This window comes from Planotetraspora mira (genome assembly GCF_016863275.1).
In the GTDB taxonomy this organism is placed as follows: domain Bacteria; phylum Actinomycetota; class Actinomycetes; order Streptosporangiales; family Streptosporangiaceae; genus Planotetraspora; species Planotetraspora mira.
Map to the genome: position 1 here is coordinate 79,497 of NZ_BOOO01000015.1, position 18,935 is coordinate 98,431.

16 protein-coding genes are annotated in these 18,935 nt (G+C 70.5%); 6 read left to right on the forward strand and 10 right to left on the reverse strand.

What is annotated here, in order from left to right; translation table 11 throughout:
* Position 1: 1 nt before the first annotated feature.
* Positions 2-583 (reverse strand): TetR/AcrR family transcriptional regulator, encoded by a 582-nt coding sequence (locus Pmi06nite_RS13870; protein WP_203953381.1) that lies wholly within the window; start codon positions 581-583, stop codon positions 2-4.
* Positions 584-737: 154 nt separating this feature from the next.
* Between Pmi06nite_RS13870 and Pmi06nite_RS13875 the strand changes: the two genes are divergently transcribed.
* Complete coding sequence (locus Pmi06nite_RS13875) at positions 738-2,246, forward strand: MFS transporter (RefSeq protein WP_203953382.1); 1,509 nt, start codon at positions 738-740, stop codon at positions 2,244-2,246.
* Positions 2,247-2,299: 53 nt separating this feature from the next.
* On the opposite strand, the gene Pmi06nite_RS13880 is transcribed toward Pmi06nite_RS13875, so the two are convergent.
* Positions 2,300-3,622 (reverse strand): glycosyltransferase, encoded by a 1,323-nt coding sequence (locus Pmi06nite_RS13880; RefSeq protein WP_203953383.1) that lies wholly within the window; start codon positions 3,620-3,622, stop codon positions 2,300-2,302.
* 243 nt (positions 3,623-3,865) lie between these two features.
* Between Pmi06nite_RS13880 and Pmi06nite_RS13885 the strand changes: the two genes are divergently transcribed.
* The 3 genes from Pmi06nite_RS13885 (at position 3,866) to Pmi06nite_RS13895 (ending at position 5,818) form a co-directional block, all read left to right on the forward strand.
* A complete protein-coding gene (locus Pmi06nite_RS13885; RefSeq protein WP_203953384.1) occupies positions 3,866-4,357 on the forward strand; it encodes a GyrI-like domain-containing protein in 492 nt (163 codons plus the stop codon).
* A 181-nt stretch (positions 4,358-4,538) separates the two neighbouring features.
* Positions 4,539-5,087 carry an RNA polymerase sigma factor gene (locus tag Pmi06nite_RS13890; RefSeq protein ID WP_203953385.1) on the forward strand — a complete coding sequence of 183 codons (549 nt, stop codon included), beginning with the start codon at positions 4,539-4,541 and terminating at the stop codon, positions 5,085-5,087.
* Positions 5,084-5,818 (forward strand): hypothetical protein, encoded by a 735-nt coding sequence (locus Pmi06nite_RS13895; RefSeq protein ID WP_203953386.1) that lies wholly within the window; start codon positions 5,084-5,086, stop codon positions 5,816-5,818. The genes Pmi06nite_RS13890 and Pmi06nite_RS13895 overlap by 4 nt, the downstream gene beginning before the upstream one ends.
* A 78-nt stretch (positions 5,819-5,896) precedes the next feature.
* Here the strand turns inward: Pmi06nite_RS13895 and Pmi06nite_RS13900 are convergent, their stop codons facing one another.
* The 7 genes from Pmi06nite_RS13900 to Pmi06nite_RS13930 form a co-directional block, all read right to left on the reverse strand.
* A complete protein-coding gene (locus Pmi06nite_RS13900; RefSeq protein WP_203953387.1) occupies positions 5,897-6,343 on the reverse strand; it encodes a protein-tyrosine phosphatase family protein in 447 nt (148 codons plus the stop codon).
* 187 nt (positions 6,344-6,530) lie between these two features.
* The gene (locus tag Pmi06nite_RS13905) at positions 6,531-7,547 is read right to left on the reverse strand and encodes a CU044_5270 family protein (RefSeq protein ID WP_203953388.1); all 1,017 of its coding nucleotides are present in this window, start codon (positions 7,545-7,547) and stop codon (positions 6,531-6,533) included.
* On the reverse strand, positions 7,544-8,134 hold the full coding sequence (locus Pmi06nite_RS13910; protein ID WP_308442500.1) for an RNA polymerase sigma factor: 591 nt from the start codon (positions 8,132-8,134) through the stop codon (positions 7,544-7,546). The genes Pmi06nite_RS13905 and Pmi06nite_RS13910 overlap by 4 nt, the downstream gene beginning before the upstream one ends.
* Before the next feature lie 266 nt (positions 8,135-8,400).
* A complete protein-coding gene (locus Pmi06nite_RS13915) occupies positions 8,401-9,033 on the reverse strand; it encodes a response regulator (protein ID WP_203953390.1) in 633 nt (210 codons plus the stop codon).
* The gene (locus Pmi06nite_RS13920; protein ID WP_239113888.1) at positions 9,026-10,273 is read right to left on the reverse strand and encodes a sensor histidine kinase; all 1,248 of its coding nucleotides are present in this window, start codon (positions 10,271-10,273) and stop codon (positions 9,026-9,028) included. The genes Pmi06nite_RS13915 and Pmi06nite_RS13920 overlap by 8 nt, the downstream gene beginning before the upstream one ends.
* 21 nt (positions 10,274-10,294) lie before the next feature.
* On the reverse strand, positions 10,295-11,035 hold the full coding sequence (locus Pmi06nite_RS13925) for an ABC transporter permease (protein WP_203953391.1): 741 nt from the start codon (positions 11,033-11,035) through the stop codon (positions 10,295-10,297).
* A gap of 1 nt (position 11,036) precedes the next feature.
* Positions 11,037-12,011 carry an ABC transporter ATP-binding protein gene (locus tag Pmi06nite_RS13930; protein ID WP_203953392.1) on the reverse strand — a complete coding sequence of 325 codons (975 nt, stop codon included), beginning with the start codon at positions 12,009-12,011 and terminating at the stop codon, positions 11,037-11,039.
* Positions 12,012-12,192: 181 nt separating this feature from the next.
* Between Pmi06nite_RS13930 and Pmi06nite_RS13935 the strand changes: the two genes are divergently transcribed.
* Together Pmi06nite_RS13935 and Pmi06nite_RS13940 are read left to right on the forward strand one after the other, a co-directional pair.
* On the forward strand, positions 12,193-13,056 hold the full coding sequence (locus tag Pmi06nite_RS13935) for an alpha/beta fold hydrolase (protein ID WP_239113889.1): 864 nt from the start codon (positions 12,193-12,195) through the stop codon (positions 13,054-13,056).
* Between the two features lie 159 nt (positions 13,057-13,215).
* Positions 13,216-16,032 carry an ATP-binding protein gene (locus Pmi06nite_RS13940; protein WP_203953394.1) on the forward strand — a complete coding sequence of 939 codons (2,817 nt, stop codon included), beginning with the start codon at positions 13,216-13,218 and terminating at the stop codon, positions 16,030-16,032.
* 142 nt (positions 16,033-16,174) lie between these two features.
* On the opposite strand, the gene Pmi06nite_RS13945 is transcribed toward Pmi06nite_RS13940, so the two are convergent.
* Positions 16,175-18,391 carry a M4 family metallopeptidase gene (locus Pmi06nite_RS13945; protein WP_203953395.1) on the reverse strand — a complete coding sequence of 739 codons (2,217 nt, stop codon included), beginning with the start codon at positions 18,389-18,391 and terminating at the stop codon, positions 16,175-16,177.
* Between the last annotated feature and the right edge of the window lie 544 nt (positions 18,392-18,935).

Here is an 18,935-nt window from a genome sequence, read left to right on the forward strand (position 1 = left end):
CTCAGGTCTCCCGGTGACGCAGTCCGTCCATCGTCAGGTCGAGAAGGCGTTCGGCCTGCTCTCTCTGCTCGGGCTTGTGGGATGCGAGGGCGATGCCGGTGAGGCTCGCGAGCATGTCCGCCGGGGTGATGTCCGACCGGATCGTTCCGGCGGCGATGCCGGCGTCCAGCAGCGAGGAGATGGACTCCAGCATCATCTCCCGGCTGTGGGCGTAGGGGTTCCCGCCGGAGTCGATGACGGCTCGGAGCGCGTCGGCCATGCCGAGCTTGGCGGTCGCGTAGTCGATGAACCGGCCCATCCACGCGCGAATCGCTTCGTGCGGCGGCATCCTCATGAGGAGATCGGGTGCGGCGTCGCACAACCGGCTGAGCTCGTTCCGGTAGGCCGCCTCGACCAGGGACTCGCGAGTGGGGAAGTTGCGGTACAGGGTTCCGGCCCCGACGCCCGCCTCCTTCGCGATCTGGTCGAAGTTCGCGCCGAGCCCCTGTTCGGCGAACACGCGCACGGCGGTGGACAGGATCTTTTCCCGGTTCCGTTGCGCGTCCGCTCGTAGCGGGCGATCCGAGTCGAGGCTCCTGACCACTCCGTGCTCCCTCGTTGACCCATTTGCTAAGTGGAGGCGTGTCCACTTAGCATGACGGTAAGTGGAGGCTCCTCCACTTTATTTCATAGAGCGACCCCGTGCGATCGCGCCCCTCTTGCGGTCGCGGGCTCACGCTCGGAAGAAGGATTCACACGTGTCACCTCGGATCGACGAGCAGATCAGTGACGGCCGGAGCCGAGACGGGCGACCGGCCTGGCCGATGAAACCCGTCAATCAAAGGGCCGTCATCGTCAGCCTCGCATTCACCGGCCTCGTCGCGGCGTTCATGATGACGTTGATGACGCCGCTGGTCCCCGAACTGCCGGTGATTCTCGGCGCGTCACCGCAGGACTGCCAATGGGCGCTGACCGTCACGCTGCTCGCCGCCGCCGTCTCGACTCCCATCGCCGGGCGCTTCGGCGACCTCTACGGCAAGCGGCGGGTGGTCCTCGGTCTTCTCGCGCTCGTCGTGCTCGGTTCTGTGATCGCGATGTTCGCCTCCTCGCTCGCGCCGCTCATCATCGCGCGCGCACTCCAGGGAACCGGCCTGGGTGTCATCCCCCTGGGGCTGAGCATCCTGCGCGACGTGCTCCACCGCGACCGGCTGGGCGGCGCCATCGCGCTCGTGAGTGCGACGCTCGGCGTGGGCGGAGCGGTGGGCCTGCCGATCTCCGCTGTCGTCGCCCAGTATCTCGACTGGCACTTCCTCTTCGTGCTCTCGGGCGTGTTGAGCGCCGCGGGATGCCTGCTCGTCTGGCGACTGGTGCCCGCCGACACGTTGCGCGGCGAAGGCTCGTTCGACGTCGTCGGTGCGCTCGGACTCGCCGTGGGCCTGGTCGCGTTGTTGCTGGGCATCTCGGAGGGCAACACGTGGGGCTGGACGAGTCCGGCCACGCTCGGCCTCCTCATCGGGAGTGTGCTGGTCTTCGTCCTCTGGGGGCTGTTCGAACTGCGAACCGAGAGCCCGCTCATCGATCTGCGCGTGGCCGCTCGCCGTACCGTGCTGTTCACGAACATCGCCTCCATCACGGTGGGATTCGGATTCTTCGGCACGGCCGTGATGTTCCCGCAGCTTCTCGAGGCTCCGGCCGTCACCGGCGTGGGGCTGGGGCAGACCATGCTGATCGCGAGTCTGTGCCTCGCGCCGAGCGGTCTGGTCATGTGGGCGATCTCCCCGGTGGCGGCTCGCCTCACCAGGGCGAGGGGCGGCCGGGTGGCCCTCCTTCTCGGCATCGGCATCCTCGCGGCCGCGTACGTCCTGAGCATCCTGTTCATGACCGCGGTGTGGCAGATGATCCTGGTCACGACCGTGATCGGGCTCGGGGTCGGCTTCGCCTACGGGGCGATGCCCACCCTCATCATGGGCGCCGTCCCCGCCACCGAGACGGCCGCGTCGAACGGTCTCAACGCGGTCATGCGCACCCTGGGGTCGACGATCGCGAGCGCCGTACTCGGTGTCGTCCTCGTCGGCGACGTCGTCTCGGCGGGCGGCGTCACCACCACGAGTACGGCCGGCTTCCGGCTCACCTTCGTGATCAGTGCCGGCGTGGCGATCATGGGTGTTGTGGCCACCGTTCTCATCCCGCGCCACCACCCGTCCTACCGCGCCGCGAGCATCCCGGACGCCGACGACCTCTCTGAGAGGACGCCCTCGGCCGCCTGATGTGCGCCGGCCGGCGCCGCCTTCGCACTCGCACCGTCCCCGACGTACGCGAATCAGCCGGTACGACGGCGGTGATCGGGTTTCCAGACCCCGTCGGGGCAGATCCACGACGCGGCGGCGTCCGAACCGGGGGACGAGCGGAGGTCGACCGCCTCCAGGAACAGGCGTGCCCGTTCCGCGGCGGGAAGCCCGACGTGATCACGTGTTCCGGCGGGGGGAGGGTCTTCGAGGAATCGCAGAATTCCGTCGCCGAACTCCGCCGGCTCACGGAACCCCGCCTCCATGTCTTCGAAGACACCGGGAGTCTCACCGCGCAGAGAGCCGTCTCTCGCGACGACGGGAAGCCCCGCGAGGGACGCCTCCCACGCCGCGATCCCCTGGGTCTCCGTCACCGAGGCGGTCGCGAACACGTTCACCCGGCGATAGAGGTCCAGCAGAGCCCTGCGGTTCACGCTGCCCGTGATGACCAGGTTGGAGCCGAGGCGTGCCTTCGCGGCGTCCAGCCGGATTCCGGTCGCGCGATCCTTGCAGGGGCCGATGAGGATCAGCGTCGCGTCGCCCCGCCGGGCCATCACGTGGTCAAACGCGTCCAGGAGGAAGTCGAGCCCCTTCTCCCGGCTCATGCGTCCGACATAGACGATGCGCGATCCCGGTGGACGATCCTCGACGGACGACCGGACGTCTTCCGGCAGTGTCTCCCCGCTGATCTCCGACACCTCGACACCCGTCGGCAGGATGAACACCGGGGATTCGACGTCCAGCAGGTCGGTGTACTGGGCCGTCTTCGCCGACGGGACGACCAGCAGATCGGCCGCGTCGGCCCCTCGCGCGAGGATCTTCCGGAACGCGTGAGGCTCCCGCCGGGCGCTCGCGGACAGGATCTCCCGCCGCGACGGGCGGCCCCGGTCGTTGTCCACGCTGAGAGCGGCCGGAAGCGCGAACAGCCACCCCAGCGGATACTTCTCGACGTAGGCCTCGAAATCGGTGTGCCAGGACAGGGCAGCGGGGATCCGGGTCCGCCGAGCGGCGCGTAGTGCCGCGACCCCCAGAGGGCCGATGGTCTGGATCGAGATCACATCAGGTCGGAACTCGCGGATCTTCCGGGCGATCCACGCCACGGACACGAGGGACAGCGGGTAGCCGTCCAGAGGTGTCCGAAACGACCGCACATCCCATCGGACGACACCGCGCGCGTCCGTTCTGCTCGTGTGACGCCGGCCCGGTGCGATGACCGCGACGGCGCATTCCTCCTCGACGAGGCCACGGACCATCGAGTCGGTCGAGGAGGCTATCCCGTCGACGCGGGGGGCGACGGAGTCCGTCACCACGAGGACGCGGCGCCTGGAATCGGCCACATGGTCATCGACGTCGGTCACGGTGACTACATCCCTCGATCGGGGGCGGATGTTGTCAGATCGAACGATCAACTCCCTGGGATCGTAGCCGTTCGCCCGTCGCCACGAAGGCGGCCGCGGCGTCGTCCGGGGCCCGCTGACGCCATCAGGAGTTCCCGCGGAGCCTGCTGACGGCATTGGGAGTTTCCCGGCCGGATCCGGGGCATCGGTGGCATTCTGACCGGAGCCCCGGAGATCCTTCGGGCGTGAGCCGGGAGGACGCGGATGTCGCAACCCACACTCGTGGCCCGTGCCGAGCAGCCGTACGTGGCGATCAGGCGCCAGGTCACCATGGACACCATCGCCGAGATCGCCGACCGTTTTCCTGAGATCTTCGGCTGGATGGCCGCCCGCGGGCTCGCGCCCGCGGGAGCCCCCTTCTTCAGGTTCAACGTCATCGACATGGACGGGATCCTGGAGATGGAGGCGGGCGTGCCTGTGACGGACGTCGTGCCGGGCGACGACGTGATCCTTTCGGGTGTGCTGCCCGCGGGACGGTACGCCAGCGTCACCCACGTCGGCCACCCCGACGACCTGATAGACGTCACCGCGGAACTGCTGCGGTGGGCCGCGGATCGCGACCTGCGGTGGGACATGGCGCCGACCCCCGAGGGCGACCGGTGGGGGTGCAGGCTCGAGCTGTACAAGACCGATCCCGCGGTGGAGCCCGACATGGGCAAGTGGGAGACCGAGCTCGCCTTCCGGCTGGACGACTGACCGCGTCACGCGTCTTCTTACAGCCGCCGGCAAATCACCTTTGACCGGCTCCTGCGGCCATGCGGGCTTTCGGCGCGCGGAAATTCTGCGGGTCTGCGAGAAATGATGGGTTCGGTCCGCACATAGGGAGGGTGTCCGCATTTCGCGCTGACACAGGGGAGACCTCTCGTGGGAACCGCTTATGGATGACGAACGGCCGGCCAGATTCGAGGCCGTCTACAAAGGGGCATACGGCCAGATCACGGCTTACGCCGCGCGCCGCTGCGATTCGCCGCAGGACGCGGCGGACGTGGTGGCGGAGACCTTCGCCATCGCCTGGCGACGGATGGACGAAATGCCGCCGGGACAAGAGGCCACGCTCTGGCTGTACGGCGTCGCCCGGAACGTGCTGGCCAACCACCGGCGCGGTGAGGTTCGCCGTCAGGCGCGCAGCGTCGAACTCGACGCCGAGATGGCCGACCTCTACGGGAACTCCCCGGACAGCGGAGTGGAGCTGGCGGCGATCGCCCAGGTGTTCCGCACCCTGCCCGACGACGACCGCGAGCTGTTGTCACTGGTCGCGTGGGAAGGCCTGGACCGTCAGGAGATCGCCACGGCTCTCGGGCTGTCTCGCAACGCCGTACGCATCAGGCTCCATCGCGCCCGCGGGCGCTTCTCCCGCGCGCTCACCGAGGCGGGTGTGCGTGTCACCTCCGAGAGCCGGCTGATCCCGGCGGAGAGGCCACTGTGAAGAACGTCGATGAGATCGAGATCATGATGAGAACCCTGCCCCGGGTTCGGCCCGGAAGGCCGGGAGGCCGCCCGTCCGACGCGGGGGCGCGGACGTTGCTGGCCTCGATCATGGAGGAGGAGCCCGGCGCGACCGTCGTGGAGCCGCGAGGCCGGTACGGCTTCCGACGCCTGGCCGTGGGACTGGCCGCCGCCGCACTGCTCGCCGCGGGCATCGTCGTCGGTCCGAGCCTGTTGCGGGACGGCGGAGGGGCTGCGAGTTCCTACGCCAGCTCGGAGATCGAGATCCAGCGGGAGGGGGACGAGTACGTCGCCCGCATCAAGGATCCCTTCGCCGACCACCAGAAGTTCAGCAAGGCGTTCGAGGCGGTCGGCCTGGATGTGGAACTGCTCATCGTCCCCGTCCCTCCAAGCCAGGTGGGGTCGGTGGTCTCGGCGGGCTTCGAGACCCCGTCGACGGAGTGGACCTCGGCGATGGTGGACCGGGACGAGAAGGTGTGCAAGGCGGGTGAGAAGGGCTGCTATCTGCTGCTCCGGCTTCCGGCCGACCTGACGGGGAAGTCCTGGTTCAAGCTGGGACGCCAGGCGCGGGCCGGTGAGACCTACGACAACCCGGGGCGGGCCACAGCCGCGGTGACCCCGGTCCAGACCACGAGGCGCACGCCGCGATCGTCGCCGCAATCCGGGACCGAGACCCCGGCACCGCCGCCGAGGCCGGCCGAGCCCACCTGACAGGACTGCGGCACTCTGGTAGGCACTCGAGGCGGCCACCAGGGCCTGCGGATCAAGGAATGGCGTGGGCCGGCCGGGTCACGACGTGGTGGAGGTGGAGAACCACGCCACCCATCGACGTTGCCAGGGTGTCTCGACCGCCCGGTGGTGGTAGTTCGCCCGGGTCCAGCTGACGGCCTCGCCGGGCGACAGGCCTGTACGGGTGGCCAGGCAGGCGATGGCGGTGCCGGTCCTGCCGACGCCCCCGTTGCAGGCGACTTCGACGCCGAGGCCGGTCCGTGCGCGGTCGTGCAGCCGGATGATGGAACGGGCGGCGGCATTCCGATCCAGGGGGAGCAGGAAGTCCGGCCAGGAGACCCATTCGTGCGGCCAGGTCAAGGCCGCCTCGTGGCGCCGCCGGAGGACGGCGGCGCCGAGGTAGAGGCCGAAGTCGGGTACAGGCCCGTCGGGCAGGGGATCGCGGAGTCCGCGACCGCGGATCCAGACGCCGTCGGGCAACCGGACCGCACCTGGGAGCGATGCCATGCGCTCTACGACTCCGTCCTTCTACGGTCGTTCACGACGTCCGGTCGGCCCCGGTGCCGTCCTCCTCCGAGACCCGCAAGTATCCCGATCGTCTCAGCCCGCGTCCACGCGACGGGGAAGCACATCGCCGCACGGACCGGCGGGGCGGCACTCAATCGGCACCTCGCCGGTCCTCACCCGGTGAACCTCAGGACGTCTGCCCTGCCCGGTCCACGATCGCGATCTTGAGGACCGCGGTGGAGTCGAGCACCTGACCGGCCTTGAGCCCGTCCTGGTTCCGAACCTGGGTCGAGCGCTCGCCGAGGAAGGCGTGGGTGCGCGCGTCGAAGATCAGCTCGGTCCTGGATCCCTGCACCTGGGTCAGCGCCACCGCGACCCCGGTACGGCCGGCCTCGTCCTTCACTTCGCCGACCACCGTCACCCCCGGAATCCTCGCCACCGCGTCGAACACCGCGGCCAGCGAGGCGGGAGCGACGTACGCCTCGCGGATCAGGTCGCCTGCCGCGTTGAACGCGTCCTGGTCCCGGGGATTCTTGGTGTCGCCGCCGGCCCGGCGGAGCTCGGCCAGCATGCCGTCCGCGTCCGTCGGCAGATCCCTCCTGTAGTGGGCCTCCGGCTCGCACGGCTGGGTGCCCACCTTGCCGCCCTTGGTCCAGACGCGGATCCCGTCGCGGCAACCCGGCATCTCCATGACCTTCGCGGTGCCGCCGCCGGACCTCGGCCGTTCACGGATCATTCCGTCGCCCGTGCCGTCTACCGACAACCAGGCCTGGCGCCGCTGGGCGATGACGGTCATGTCTCCCGGGTCGCTGTCCTGCCCCTGGGGCATCCCGATCGCCGTGGTGATCGACTCCGCGTAGACGAACTGGTCGCCCCGGACCGCCACCGCCGGCCGGTTCCGCGCCTCCGACGCGGCGCCCTGCAGGATGCGCACCGCCGCCGAGGCGGTCGACGCCGGCGGGTTTCCGCCGACGTTCACCACCTGGGTCGTCAGCACACCGGCCGTCAGAGCGGCGGCCAGGCCGCCCGCCGCGGCGATCCGCCAGCCCATCGGGGGCATCGCCAACCGTGGCAGCCGGAAGCCGGCGCGGCCCGTCTCCCGGGCCGTCTCGGCCAGCACCCGCTGCCTGAGCCGCTCGGGCGGGGAGGCGGAGGCCGGATCCAGTGCCGTGCCCAGGTCGTCCAGAGTCTTCAGCTCGTTCATCGAACCTCCTCGATCGTTGTGGTGGGGTTGCTTCCGCCGAGTGCTTCCCGGACCCGTCGCCGCGCCCGGTGCAGTCGCGAACGGACCGTGCCGATCTTGATCTGCAATGTCTCGGCGACCTCCTCGTACGTGAACTGACTCCAGGCGACGAGCAGCAGCACGTCGCGGTCGGCGGGGGACAGCCGTCCCACGGCCTGGGCCAGTGGGCCGCGCAGCGCCTGGGCGGTCACGGCGGCGGCGACCTGGTCGGCGAATCCGTCGACGACCTCGCCGGAGCCGGACCGGGCCAGCGTCCGGTACCGGGCCTCCTCGGCCCGCCGTCGCCCGGCGATCTCCCTGGTGACGATGCCGAACAGCCACGGCCGGGCGTCCGGCCTGCTGAGGTCGTACTTCCGGCGTTGCCGGAACGCGGCGAGGAAGGTCTCTGCGACGACGTCCTCGGCGTGCTCAGGGCCGACCCGGCGATAGGCGTACCGGTAGAGCTGGGCCGAATACCGGTCGTACAGCACGGCGAACTTCTCGGTGTCCCGCCAGGACGCCTCGATGACGGCGGCGTCATCCGCATCCCGCGCGACCGCCGTCGTCACCACAGCGGAGCGGCCTGATGTAACCGGTTCATTGACTTCCTCCCGTCGTCGCGACATCGGACACCCATGTCTCTGCGGCAGGGCGGTTTCGAGTTCACGCGGATCGTCTGCTCGGCAGCGGGCCGGAGATCCGCGTCGCGGCGCGAGGAGGGATGACGACCGAGCCGGACGCGAGTGCCGTGGGCGGGGAGACGGTCGTCCCGCATGGCACGGGCGTCCGGGACGGGCTCAGCCGTCCGGGCCGGGCTCAGCCGTCGGGGCTGGGCTCAGCCGAGGATGCCCCGCTCGTATGCGACCGCGACGGCCGCGGCCCGGTCCTTGACCCCCAGCTTCCCGTAGAGGTGGGTGAGATGGGTCTTGACGGTCGCCTCGCTGATGAACAGCACAGCGGCGATCTCACGGTTGGACGTGCCCTTGGCGACGAGGATGAGCACCTCACGCTCGCGGGCGCTCAGGGGCTCGTTGCCCGGGGCTCTCACGCGCGAGACCAGGCGTGAGGCGATGGCCGGCGACAACACCGTCTTGCCTTCCGCGGCCGCCCGCACGGCGGTGAAGAGTTCGTCGCGCGGCGCGTCCTTGAGGAGGTAGCCGGTGGCGCCCGCCTCGATCGCGGGAATGGTGTCGGAGTCCGAGTCGTACGTGGTGAGCACGAGAACCTCGCAGCGCAGGCCGCGACGGGTCAGCTCGGCGATGGCGTCGACACCTCCGCCGCCCGGCATCCGCAGGTCCATCAGGACCACGTCGGGGTCGAGCAGGCCGGCGAGCGTGACCGCTTCCGTTCCGTCGGAGGCCTCGCCGAGGACTTCGAAGTCGGGAGACGCGGCGAACATGCCGCGCAGCCCGTTGCGCACGACGGGATGGTCGTCGACGATCAGGAGGGTGATGGTGCGCTCAGCCATGGCGCACCAACGGTACGCGAGCCGAGATGGCCGTGCCATGTCCCGGCTCGGACTCGATGTCGACGGTCCCGGCGATGCGTTCCGCGCGGGCGCGCATGCCGCCGAGGCCGAAGCCGCGGGCGGTCTCACGCCGGGGCAGCGCGTGCGGGTCGAAGCCGCGGCCGTCGTCGCGGACGTCCAGGCTCACCTCGTCGTCCATGTAGGACAGGGTGACGCCGACCCGTGTGGCGTCGGCATGTCTGCCGGCGTTGGCGAGTGTCTCCTGGGCGATGCGGAGCACGGTGGCCTCGACCTCCTCGTGTAGCGCCTCGACGGTGCCGGTGACGGTGAACTCGGCCCGTACGCCCGTCGACTCCGACCACGTCTCGACGATGTTCTTCAGTGCCTCGGGGAGCGTGTCGTGCTCCAGCGCTTCGGGGGCGAGGTCCTGGACCGAGCGGCGGGCCTCTCCCAGGCTGTGGCGTGCGAGGGCCGCGGCGCGCTCGACGTGGTCGCGGGCGACCGCGGGGTCGGCGCTGTCGGTGGCCGCCTGGAGTTGGGTGATGATGCCGGCCAGGCCCTGGGCGATGGTGTCGTGGATCTCGGCGGCCAGCCGCCGGCGTTCGTCGTTGACGCCCGCCTCGCGGGCCTGGACGAGGAGTTGGGCGTGCAGCCCGGCGTTCTCCTCCAGGGCCTGCTCAAGACGGGCGTTGGTGCGCTCCAGCTCCGTGATGGTGGCCGCCTTGGCGTTGGCGTTCTCAAGTTCTTTGGCCCCGAGCCGGCCGAAGAAGATGACGAGCGAGGCGTTGAGCAGGTAGAGCGCGCCGAAGGCGATCCACTGCAGGCCGCTGGGAGGAGGCAGCCCGCCGGACTGGGAGCCCGCCATGGTCACGGCCGTGGCGAGCAGTCCGACGCGTACTGCCCGGCGCGGCAACAGGCGGTCGGCGTCGAAGTACCCGACCACCGCGTACACGGCGAAGAACGGGTTCAGCCAGGTGAGCGCGAAGCTGAGGGCGAACCGGACCCAGTAGTAGGTCCCGCTCGCCAGGCTGCGGAGTGGCAGGCCTGGGCCGATCTTGCTCCAGGCCAGCTGCAGGGCGAACGCCGCCGCGGTGAGCACAGCTGTCGGGTACATCTCATCGCGGCTCATCACCGCGTCGCCGGAGGCGAGCGCGATCAGCGCCCCCAGGCTCAGCAGGGCGTACGGCCCCCAGCGGGAGTAACTGGCCCACCACTCTTCGATCACTCGGTCGCCTGACACGCCGTTCAGTCTCCCTTTTTGTCACTCCCAGCGGAACCAGCGTGCCGCGGCACCGACCAGCACCACAGTCCACAGTGCCGTGACGCCGAGGTGCGACCAGCTGGGCCAGTCGCCCGCCACCGCCTCGTTCAGCGACTGCGAGGCGGCACCGAACGGGGTGAACTCGACGATGCGCTGCAAGGTGTCCGGCATGGCCTGGACCGGGAGCCAGACGCCCACGGTGAACATCGACGGGAAGAAGACGGCCGTGCCGACGGCGGTGGTGATCTTCGTGGTGCGCGAGACCGCGGCGATCGTCGCGCCCGCCGCGAGCGCGCCGAGCGTGGCGAGGACCAGCGCCAGCGCGTAGCCGAAGAGTTGCTTGGGGAGTGCCACGTCGTAGACGAGACGTCCCACGGCCATCGCGATGACCGCCGAGCACAGGGCGGCCGCGGCGTGCAGGACGATCTGCGTCGTCAGCAACGACACGGGCCGCACCGGGGTGGTCGACATGCGGCGCAGGATGCCGCGCTCCCGGTAGCCGGCGAGGACGGGCGGCATGGCCTGCAGCCCGGCCATGATCAGGGAGAGGAGCACGACCACGGGGACGTACAGGTCGATGACCCGGATGCCCGAGTTCGCCGGGTCGGGCTCCCGGAAGGACGGGATCAGGCCGAGGATCACCAGCAGCACCGTGGGGAAGGCGCCGATCCAGAACAGGCTTCCCGGCTCGCGGCTGAAGAGCCGTGCCTCGGACTTCAATACAGCGACGGATGCGGACATGTCAGGCCTCCTGCTTGGTGAGATCCACGGCGCGGCCCGAGGTCGGGTCCGTCGGGTCCGTCGGGTCTGTCGTGTCCGTCGGGTCTGTCGTGAGGTCGAGGAACGCGTCGTCCAGCGTGGCGTCGACGACGCGCAGCCGCTCGGCGGTGATCCGGTGCCGGGCGAGCAGCGAGATCACCGCGTTGACGGTCTCGTCGGTCCCGTTGATGACCAGGCGGCCGTCCTTCTGCTCCACGGACGCGGCCGCGGGCAGCGCGGCGAGATCGGCGTCGTCGAGCGGCCGTGAGGGCGTGAACGAGATGACCGTCGACGACGCGGTGCGGCTGATGAGACCCGTCGGGGTGTCCAGGGCGGCGACCCGGCCCGCGTTGATCACGGCGACGCGGTCGCACAGGTGCTGAGCCTCCTCCATGAAGTGGGTGACCAGCAGGACGGTCACACCCGAGTCTCGTACGTCCTCGATCAACTTCCAGGTGTCGCGGCGGGCGCGCGGGTCGAGACCGGTGGTGAGCTCGTCGAGCACCACGATCCTGGGGTTGCCGATGAGGGCCAGCGCGATGAACAGCCGCTGCTTCTGGCCGCCGGAGAGCTTGCCGAAGCGGGCGCTGAGACGGTCGGTGAGGCCGAGCCGTTCGGCCAGGGCTCCCCAGTCGGCCGGCTTCGGGTAGAAGGCGCTGTAGAGCTCCAGCGCCTCACGCACGGTGAGTTTCGGCTGCAGGTCACTCTCCTGCAACTGCGCACCGAGGATCCTGGTCACCTGGGCGTGGTCGGAGACCGGATGGAGACCGGCCACCTTGACGGTGCCGGAGTCAGGGACCCGCAGCCCCTCGACGCATTCGACGGTCGTCGTCTTGCCTGCGCCGTTCGGGCCGAGGATTCCGAAGATCTCGCCTTCTTCCACGGCGAAGGACACCCCGTCCACGACGGGTCTGCCCCCGTAGGACTTTCTGAGGCTGTTCACTTCGATAATCGCCATGTCCCCGATGATCCCGGCGGGCGGCACTCGAGTACATCGCCTATCACGTCATGACGGCCTCATCCGATCGGTTGATACGGGCCTACGACCGAACCCGGCCGCTCCGTCGCGGAAGGTTCTCATCAGGGACGAAAAGGGAACACGATCAGCGAATCCGAAATAGTCCGGCGGGGGTGATTCGATGCCGTATTCTTCGCCATTTCAGGGGTTTCGGCTGGCCTATGACCGGTACGGTTCCGGCCGGCCTGTGGTTCTTCTCCATGGGTGGCCGGGAGACCGGACCGATTACGACGAGCTCATTCCGCTTTTGGTGGATCACGCCGATGTCATCGTCCCGGATCTCCGTGGATTCGGGGAATCGGACAAGCATCCCGCCGATGCGGAGGATTTCTACTCCGGCGCGGGCCAGGCGGCGGGTGTCGGCGCCCTCCTCGACGAACTCGGCGTCACCGGCGCGGTGCTGGCCGGATATGACATCGGCAGTTTCATCGCGCAGACGACCGCCCGGAATCGCCCCGACCTCGTGCGCGCTCTGGTGGTGTCGCCGCCGCTCCCCGGCGCCGGCGAACGCGTTCTCGACCTGAAGGCGGTCACGGAATTCTGGTACACGTCATTCCACCAACTACCCCTCGCGGAGAATCTGATCGACGGTGATCGGGCCGCCGTGCGTTCTTACCTCGAGCATTTCTGGAACCACTGGTCCGGGCCGGGATACACCGTGGACGATTCGCGAATCGACCATTTGACGGATGTCTACTCCGCGCCGGGAGCGTTCATCGCGTCGATCATGTGGTATCGGTCATCGGGAAATCCGGTCACGAGCTATGCGCACGAGCAGACGCCGGAGAGGAACGACCGGCTCGCGACTCCCACCAAGGTGCTCTGGCAGGAGCACGATCCGATCTTCCCCGTCGCCTGGGCGGACCGGCTCGACGACTTCTTCGCCGATCACCGATTCGAGCCGTTGCCCGGGGTCGGCCACTTCACCCCGCTGGAGGCGACCGGTGCATTCGCCGCCGCGATCAGGGCGTTCCTCGCCGGCTGACAAGGACCTGTCCGCCACGAGTGACGCACGGGGCCTTCGGCGCACGGGCGACTTGACTGCATTCGCAACAAGGCTGTAACGCTCGGGGGTTGACCTCGGCCGAAGGTGCGTAGATAACTGTCCCGGGGGGTCCAGCACACCCGTACCTTGGAGCGGTCGATGAGCAGCGTGCCCTCTCCCGCACTGGTCGGACGCATCTCCGAGCTGCGGATCCTGACCGGCGCGATGACCCACCCCCCGGCGGTCGTGCTGGTGGAGGGCGAGGCGGGCATAGGGAAGACCCGGCTCGTCCGCGCCGCGCTCGGCCGGCTCCCCGCAGGTGACAGGGTCGTGCTCCTCGGTTACTGCCATCAGATCCGCGAGCCCTTTCCGTACGGACCCGTCTTCGAGGCGCTGCGCGACGTCGCGGGCCGGTTGCCCTCGGCCCAGGCGCTCAACCCGGTGACCGGGGCGCTCCGCGGCCACCTTCCCGAACTGGCCGACGTGTTGCCGCCCTATCCGCAGCCCCTGGACGACCCGCGGGCCGAACGGCACCGGCTCTTTCGCGCGATACGCGCGCTGCTGGGCTCCGTCGGGCCGGCCGTACTGGTCATCGAAGACCTGCACTGGGCCGACGACGGCACCCGTGATCTGCTGCGGTTCCTGACCGGGCAGCCGCCCGAGGGGCTCGCGGTCGTGGCGACGCACCGGCGAGAGAGCCAGGGCACCGCCCGCTCGCCCCTGGGACGCGCCTACCGGCACCAGCCGGACACGACCAGCGTGGTGGTGTCGCTCGCCCCTCTGGACATGACCGATGTCGGGAATCTCGCCAGCGCCCTGCTGGACCGCTCCGACCTGCCGCACGAGTTCGTCGCCCGCCTGCACGAGCGCACGGCGGGCATCCCGTTCGTGGTCGAGGAGATGGTCAGGTCCCTGCCCGACGCGGAGGAACCCGACGCCCTCGACCGCGCCGGGGTCCCGCTTCTTCTGCGCGAGGCGATGGCCGAGCGGATGGCGGGCCTGTCCGCCGCCGCGGCGGGTGCGGTCCAGGCGTCGGCGGTCCTCCGGCTGCCCGCAGGCGAGCAGCTGATCACCGCGGTCGCCGGTCATTCCGCCGGGCTGGGTGAGGCGCTGCGGGCGGGAGTCCTGCACGAGCATCCCGGCGGCAGGTACGGCTTCCGCCACGCGCTCGCTCAGCAGGCCGTGTACGACGCCGTCCCCGGCCCCGATCGCCGTTCGGCGCACGAGCGCGCGATGACCGCCCTCGGCGCCATGGACTCGCCGCCGCTGGTGCAGCTCGCGTTCCACGCCCGGCAGGCCGGGGACATCGAGGCCTGGCTGCGCCACGGAGCGGCCGCGGCCCAGCACGCCGCCGCGCTCGGCGACACCGCGCTCGCCGTCGAGGTCATCGAGGGCATGCTCGGCGATCCGGACCTGCCCGCCTCCCACCGGGTGCCCCTCGCGCTGATGCTGAGCCGCTTCGCCGCCACCGGCCTGTCCCACCAGCGGGTGGTGCGGCTGCTGCGGCACGTCCTGCGCGACGGCTTCCTGTCCCGAGACGCCCGCGGCGAGGTGCGGCTCAACCTCGGAGTGGTGCTGTCCAACCAGGCGGGCGACACCGCCGCCGGACGTGCGGAGATCATGGTCGCCCTCGACGAGCTGAGCGAGCGGCCGACGCTCGCCGCCCGCGGCTGGGCGTTGCTCGCCATGCCGGCGTGGGGGACCGAGTCGCTCGCGACGCACGAGGAGTGGATGTCGCGCGCCGAGGCGCTCGTCGCCTCGGCCGACAGCCCCGAACTCGCGGCGGCGGTGCTGGCCAACCGCGCCTCCTTCGAGATGCGGATCGGCTCGCCCCGCGCGTTCGCCGTCGCCGCCACGCTGCCCGTCGCCGACCCCCGCACCGCCGTACGGCGGCAGGTCGCGCGTGCCTACTGCAACATCCACGACTCGCTGATCACCCTGGGCCTGTACGCCGAGGCCGCGCGGTTCGCACAGGAGGGCAGGCGGCTCGCCGTGGAGACGGGCGCGCAGTACCCCGCCTACCTCCTCGACGTGTCGGCGATCCGCGGAGACTGGCTGACCGGGCGGTGGGACGGTCTGCGCGACCGGGCCGCGTCCCTGGGGGAACTGGCCACAGAGACCCCGCTGATCGCGGTGGACGTCTGGCTGGTGCTGGGCCTGCTCGCCCTGGCGAGGGGCGAATGGGATGAGGCGACCGAGCACTTCCACACCGCCGGGCTCGACGCGCCCGACGCTCGGTACGTGCCGATCGTGACGGCCGCCTCCGGAGGGCTCATCGACCTGCGCCTCGCCCGCGGCGAGTTCGACGCCGCGCTGGCGGAGGCCGAGGCCGCCGTCGCGCGGTTGCGCCGCAAGGGCGTCTGGGTTTGGGGCGCCTACCTGGTCCCCTCCGCCGTGACCGCGTTCGCCTGCGCCGGACGTGTGAAGGCGGCGGCGGACCTGGTCGCCGAATACGCCCACGGGATCGCGGGCAGGGTCGCGCCCGCCGCGCACGCCGCCCTCCACATGGCCCAAGGCGCGCTCGCCGCCGCGGAGCGCAGGCACGGCGACGCCGCCGGCTGCTACGCGCGTGCTCAGCAGGCCTACGCCGTCCTGCCCCAGCCGTACGCGGCGGCGCGCGCGGGCGAAGGCGAGGCGCGTGCCAGGCTGGCACTCGGGGACGGCGGCGCCGCGGCGGCCATCATGGAGTTGGCGGAGCGGTTCGCCCGGCTCGGCGCGACGCATGACGCCGCCCGCTGCAGGCGTGCGCTGAGGGACATCGGCGCCGAGGTCCCGCTCCCGCGCGGCAGGAGGGGGAACGCCGGCGCGCTCTCCGAGCGGGAGAAGGAAGTGGCCAGGCTCGTCGCGCTCGGCCGTACCAACAGGGAGATCGCCGATGTGCTCTTCCTGTCGACGCGCACGGTGGAGAGCCACGTGGCCACCGTGCTGCGCAAGCTCGGTCTGCGGTCGCGGACGCAGGTCGCCCCGCCCGCTTGAACGGCCTTGAACCGCTGATCGGCTCCCGGCCGAACCGTCCACGGGTGGAACCAGCTCGGCATGACGAAACCCCCGGGACGGGTGGTCCCGGGGGCTGGCCGCCGTTCTGCGCCGGTCTGTCAGGACCGTTCTGTCGGCCGCGCTAGACGGTGATGCTCCAGGTGTCGAGGACACCGGTGTCGAGGCGGTACTGGTCTGTCACCTCGAGGACCCACTGTCCGGACGCCTGCTGCGAGACGGGCGCCGTGTAGGTCCTGGTGCCGTACTGCGTGCAACTGGAGCCGCCGCTGGTGTCGAGCGTGTAGTACGTGCCGTTCGGGCCGCGGAGGCGGATCCGCAGGTCCTCGGCGCAGGTGTGCGAGATGGTCACGCTCACCCGGACCGGGGAGACCGCGGTGCCTGTCGCCGTGGACGTGACCGGGCTGGTGATGGTCGTGAGGTCATTGATCGTGAAGTCGGTTCCGTTGGTGAACGTCCTGGCGCCGCCGGAGCCCTGCACGGTCAGCGAGAACGCCGCGGTGTGAGTGCCGGTCGATCCGGAACCCGTGACCGTCACGGTGTAGGTCCCTGCGGGCGTCGACGTGCCGGTGCTGATCCTCAGGGTGGAGGAGGCTCCCGAGGTCACCGACGTGGGGGTGAAGGTCGCCGTGGCTCCCGAGGGGAGGCCGGAGGCGCTGAAGGAGACCGTCTGCGCGCTGCCCGCGGTGGTCTGCGTGCCGACGGTGGCGGTGGCCGCTCCGCCGGGCGTGACAGAGCCGGAGGTCGGGTTCAGCGACAGGGAGAAGTCGTTGCTCGACGAACTGCAGGTGGGCTCGCCCGACTGCGCCGGGACGCTGACCGCGTTCCAGGCCGCCTTGGTGGCGGCGCACTCGGGGCTGTTCGCGCCGTACAGTTCGACCGCCGCGGCGAGGGACGCCGACCTGACGTTGGCGTACTTCCAGGTCGAGGTCTTGCGCTGCAGGGCGCCCATGTAGATCTTGCCGGCCTTCTGGATGGAGATGCCGGTGACCGACGAGGGTCCGCCCGAGCAGATCGGGCTGTTCGGCTTGCCGCCGCCGGGGGAGGAGCCCTCGGCGAGCAGGTAGAACCAGTGGTTCAGCGGACCGGCCGCGGAGTGCACCTCGGTGCCGGGGATCGACGTCGACCAGCAGTTGGGGTCACCGGCGAGCGACGGGTTGTACATGTACCGGATCGGCCCGTCGCCGACCAGATCGACCTCCTCGCCCACCTGGTAGTCCGGGGGGTCGTTCGGGTTGTTGGCGTAGGCCTCGGTGAGCGCGCCGAAGACGTCGCCTGTGGCCTCGTTCAGGCCGCCGTTCTCGTTGCCGGAGCCCGCGCCGCCCGGTGTGGTCTGGAAGATGGCGTGGCCGAACTCGTGCGCCACCACGTCGATCTGCGTGGCCTGGCGGGCGTTGTCCTGCGAGTGGCCGAAGTTGGTGTAGCTGCCGTTCCAGTACGCGTTGACGTCGGCCAGGCCCACGCGGGCGGGGAAGCCGCCGCCGTTGCCGTTGATGCCGTTGCGGCCGAGCCAGGAGCTCAGCATGTCCCATTCCCGCTGCACGGCGTAGAGCGTGTCCACGCAGGCGGTCTCCAGGTTGGTGCCCGAGCCGTTGCCCCACGCGTTGTCGGTTCCGGTGTAGGCCGAGCCGTTCTGGCCGCCGCAGCGCAGGCCGCTGCGGGTGGGGTCGGTCATCGAGTACGAGGTGCCGGAGCCGCTCGTGTCGAGGGTGACCTGGCCGTAGTAGTAGCCGTTGCCGGTGCCCGCGCGCACCTCGTCGTAGCTGTCCGCGACCTCGCCCGTGCTCGCGTCGACGAAGACGTGCTGCTTGCTCGGCTTGCCGTCCGAGATGCCGGACACGAGGCTCTCCCACGCCAGTCGCGGCCCCGCGCCCCAGGCGAGCACCACCAGGCGCGGCGCGGCGCTGTCGTCGACTCGGGACAGTTTCGTCTTCGCCGCCTCCAGTGCCTGGTCGGCGGTGATCGTCGGAGAGGTCGTCACGGCCTTGGTGGTGGAGGCCGCCGCCGCGGTGTCGCGGACGTGCCCGCTGGAGTCGGTGACGACGACCGCGTCGCCGCCCACGACCGGCAGGCCCTTGTAGGAGCGCTCGTAGGTGACGTAGTACATGCCGCCGCCGCTCGGAGTCACGGCGGTGCGGCGGTAGCTCTCGTCCGATCTCTTGCGCAGCTTGTCGAAGCCGCTCGCCACGGCCTGGTCGGCGGCGGCCGTCGCGAGTTGGCGGGGATCGGACAGGCGGGCGGTGCTCGCGGCCGGGGCCTTCGCCGCCGCGGGAGTGGTGGGTGCCGCCACGGCGACCGTGGCCAGGGCCGCGGTCACCGCGAGGAGGACTCTGCGCCTCATGGGCGTCTTCCTTTCTCTGCCTCCCACGCCGCGTTCCGCTTGTGAGCGGGCTCGGCGGGTCACGCCGTCGGATGGCACCCGGCCGCGGACGGTGGGAGTCGGGGGGTGATGAGAGAAATGGACGGGGTTCTCGCCGGCGTCGGGCACGGCCCTCTCATCCGGCGGGCATGTCTCACATGGCGGGCGCGGCGGCTACGGGGGCAGGCGAGGGGAGGTCACGGCGCTCCTTCTGGGGAGGGGCCGGGCGAACCGGTCTGGGCGCGACGCTAGGTCCACTGCCAGGAGTTGAGTATCCGTAGTGAGATCCGTATATATACGGAAAAAGTGTTGAACCAGCGTCAAACGCACGGCTCTGTCGTGAACGCGGCACCCTGAACAGCGAGAACGCCCCGGCCGTGTACGGCCGGGGCGTCGGGCACGCGCGTGACCGCCGCGCGCATCGAGGAGCACTGGGCGCAGCGGACGAGCCCGGAGGAACTGGAGGCGCTGTGCGCCTCGCTCCCGCGCCTGCTGACGGAACTCGAGGCCCGGTAGGTCCGGCGCG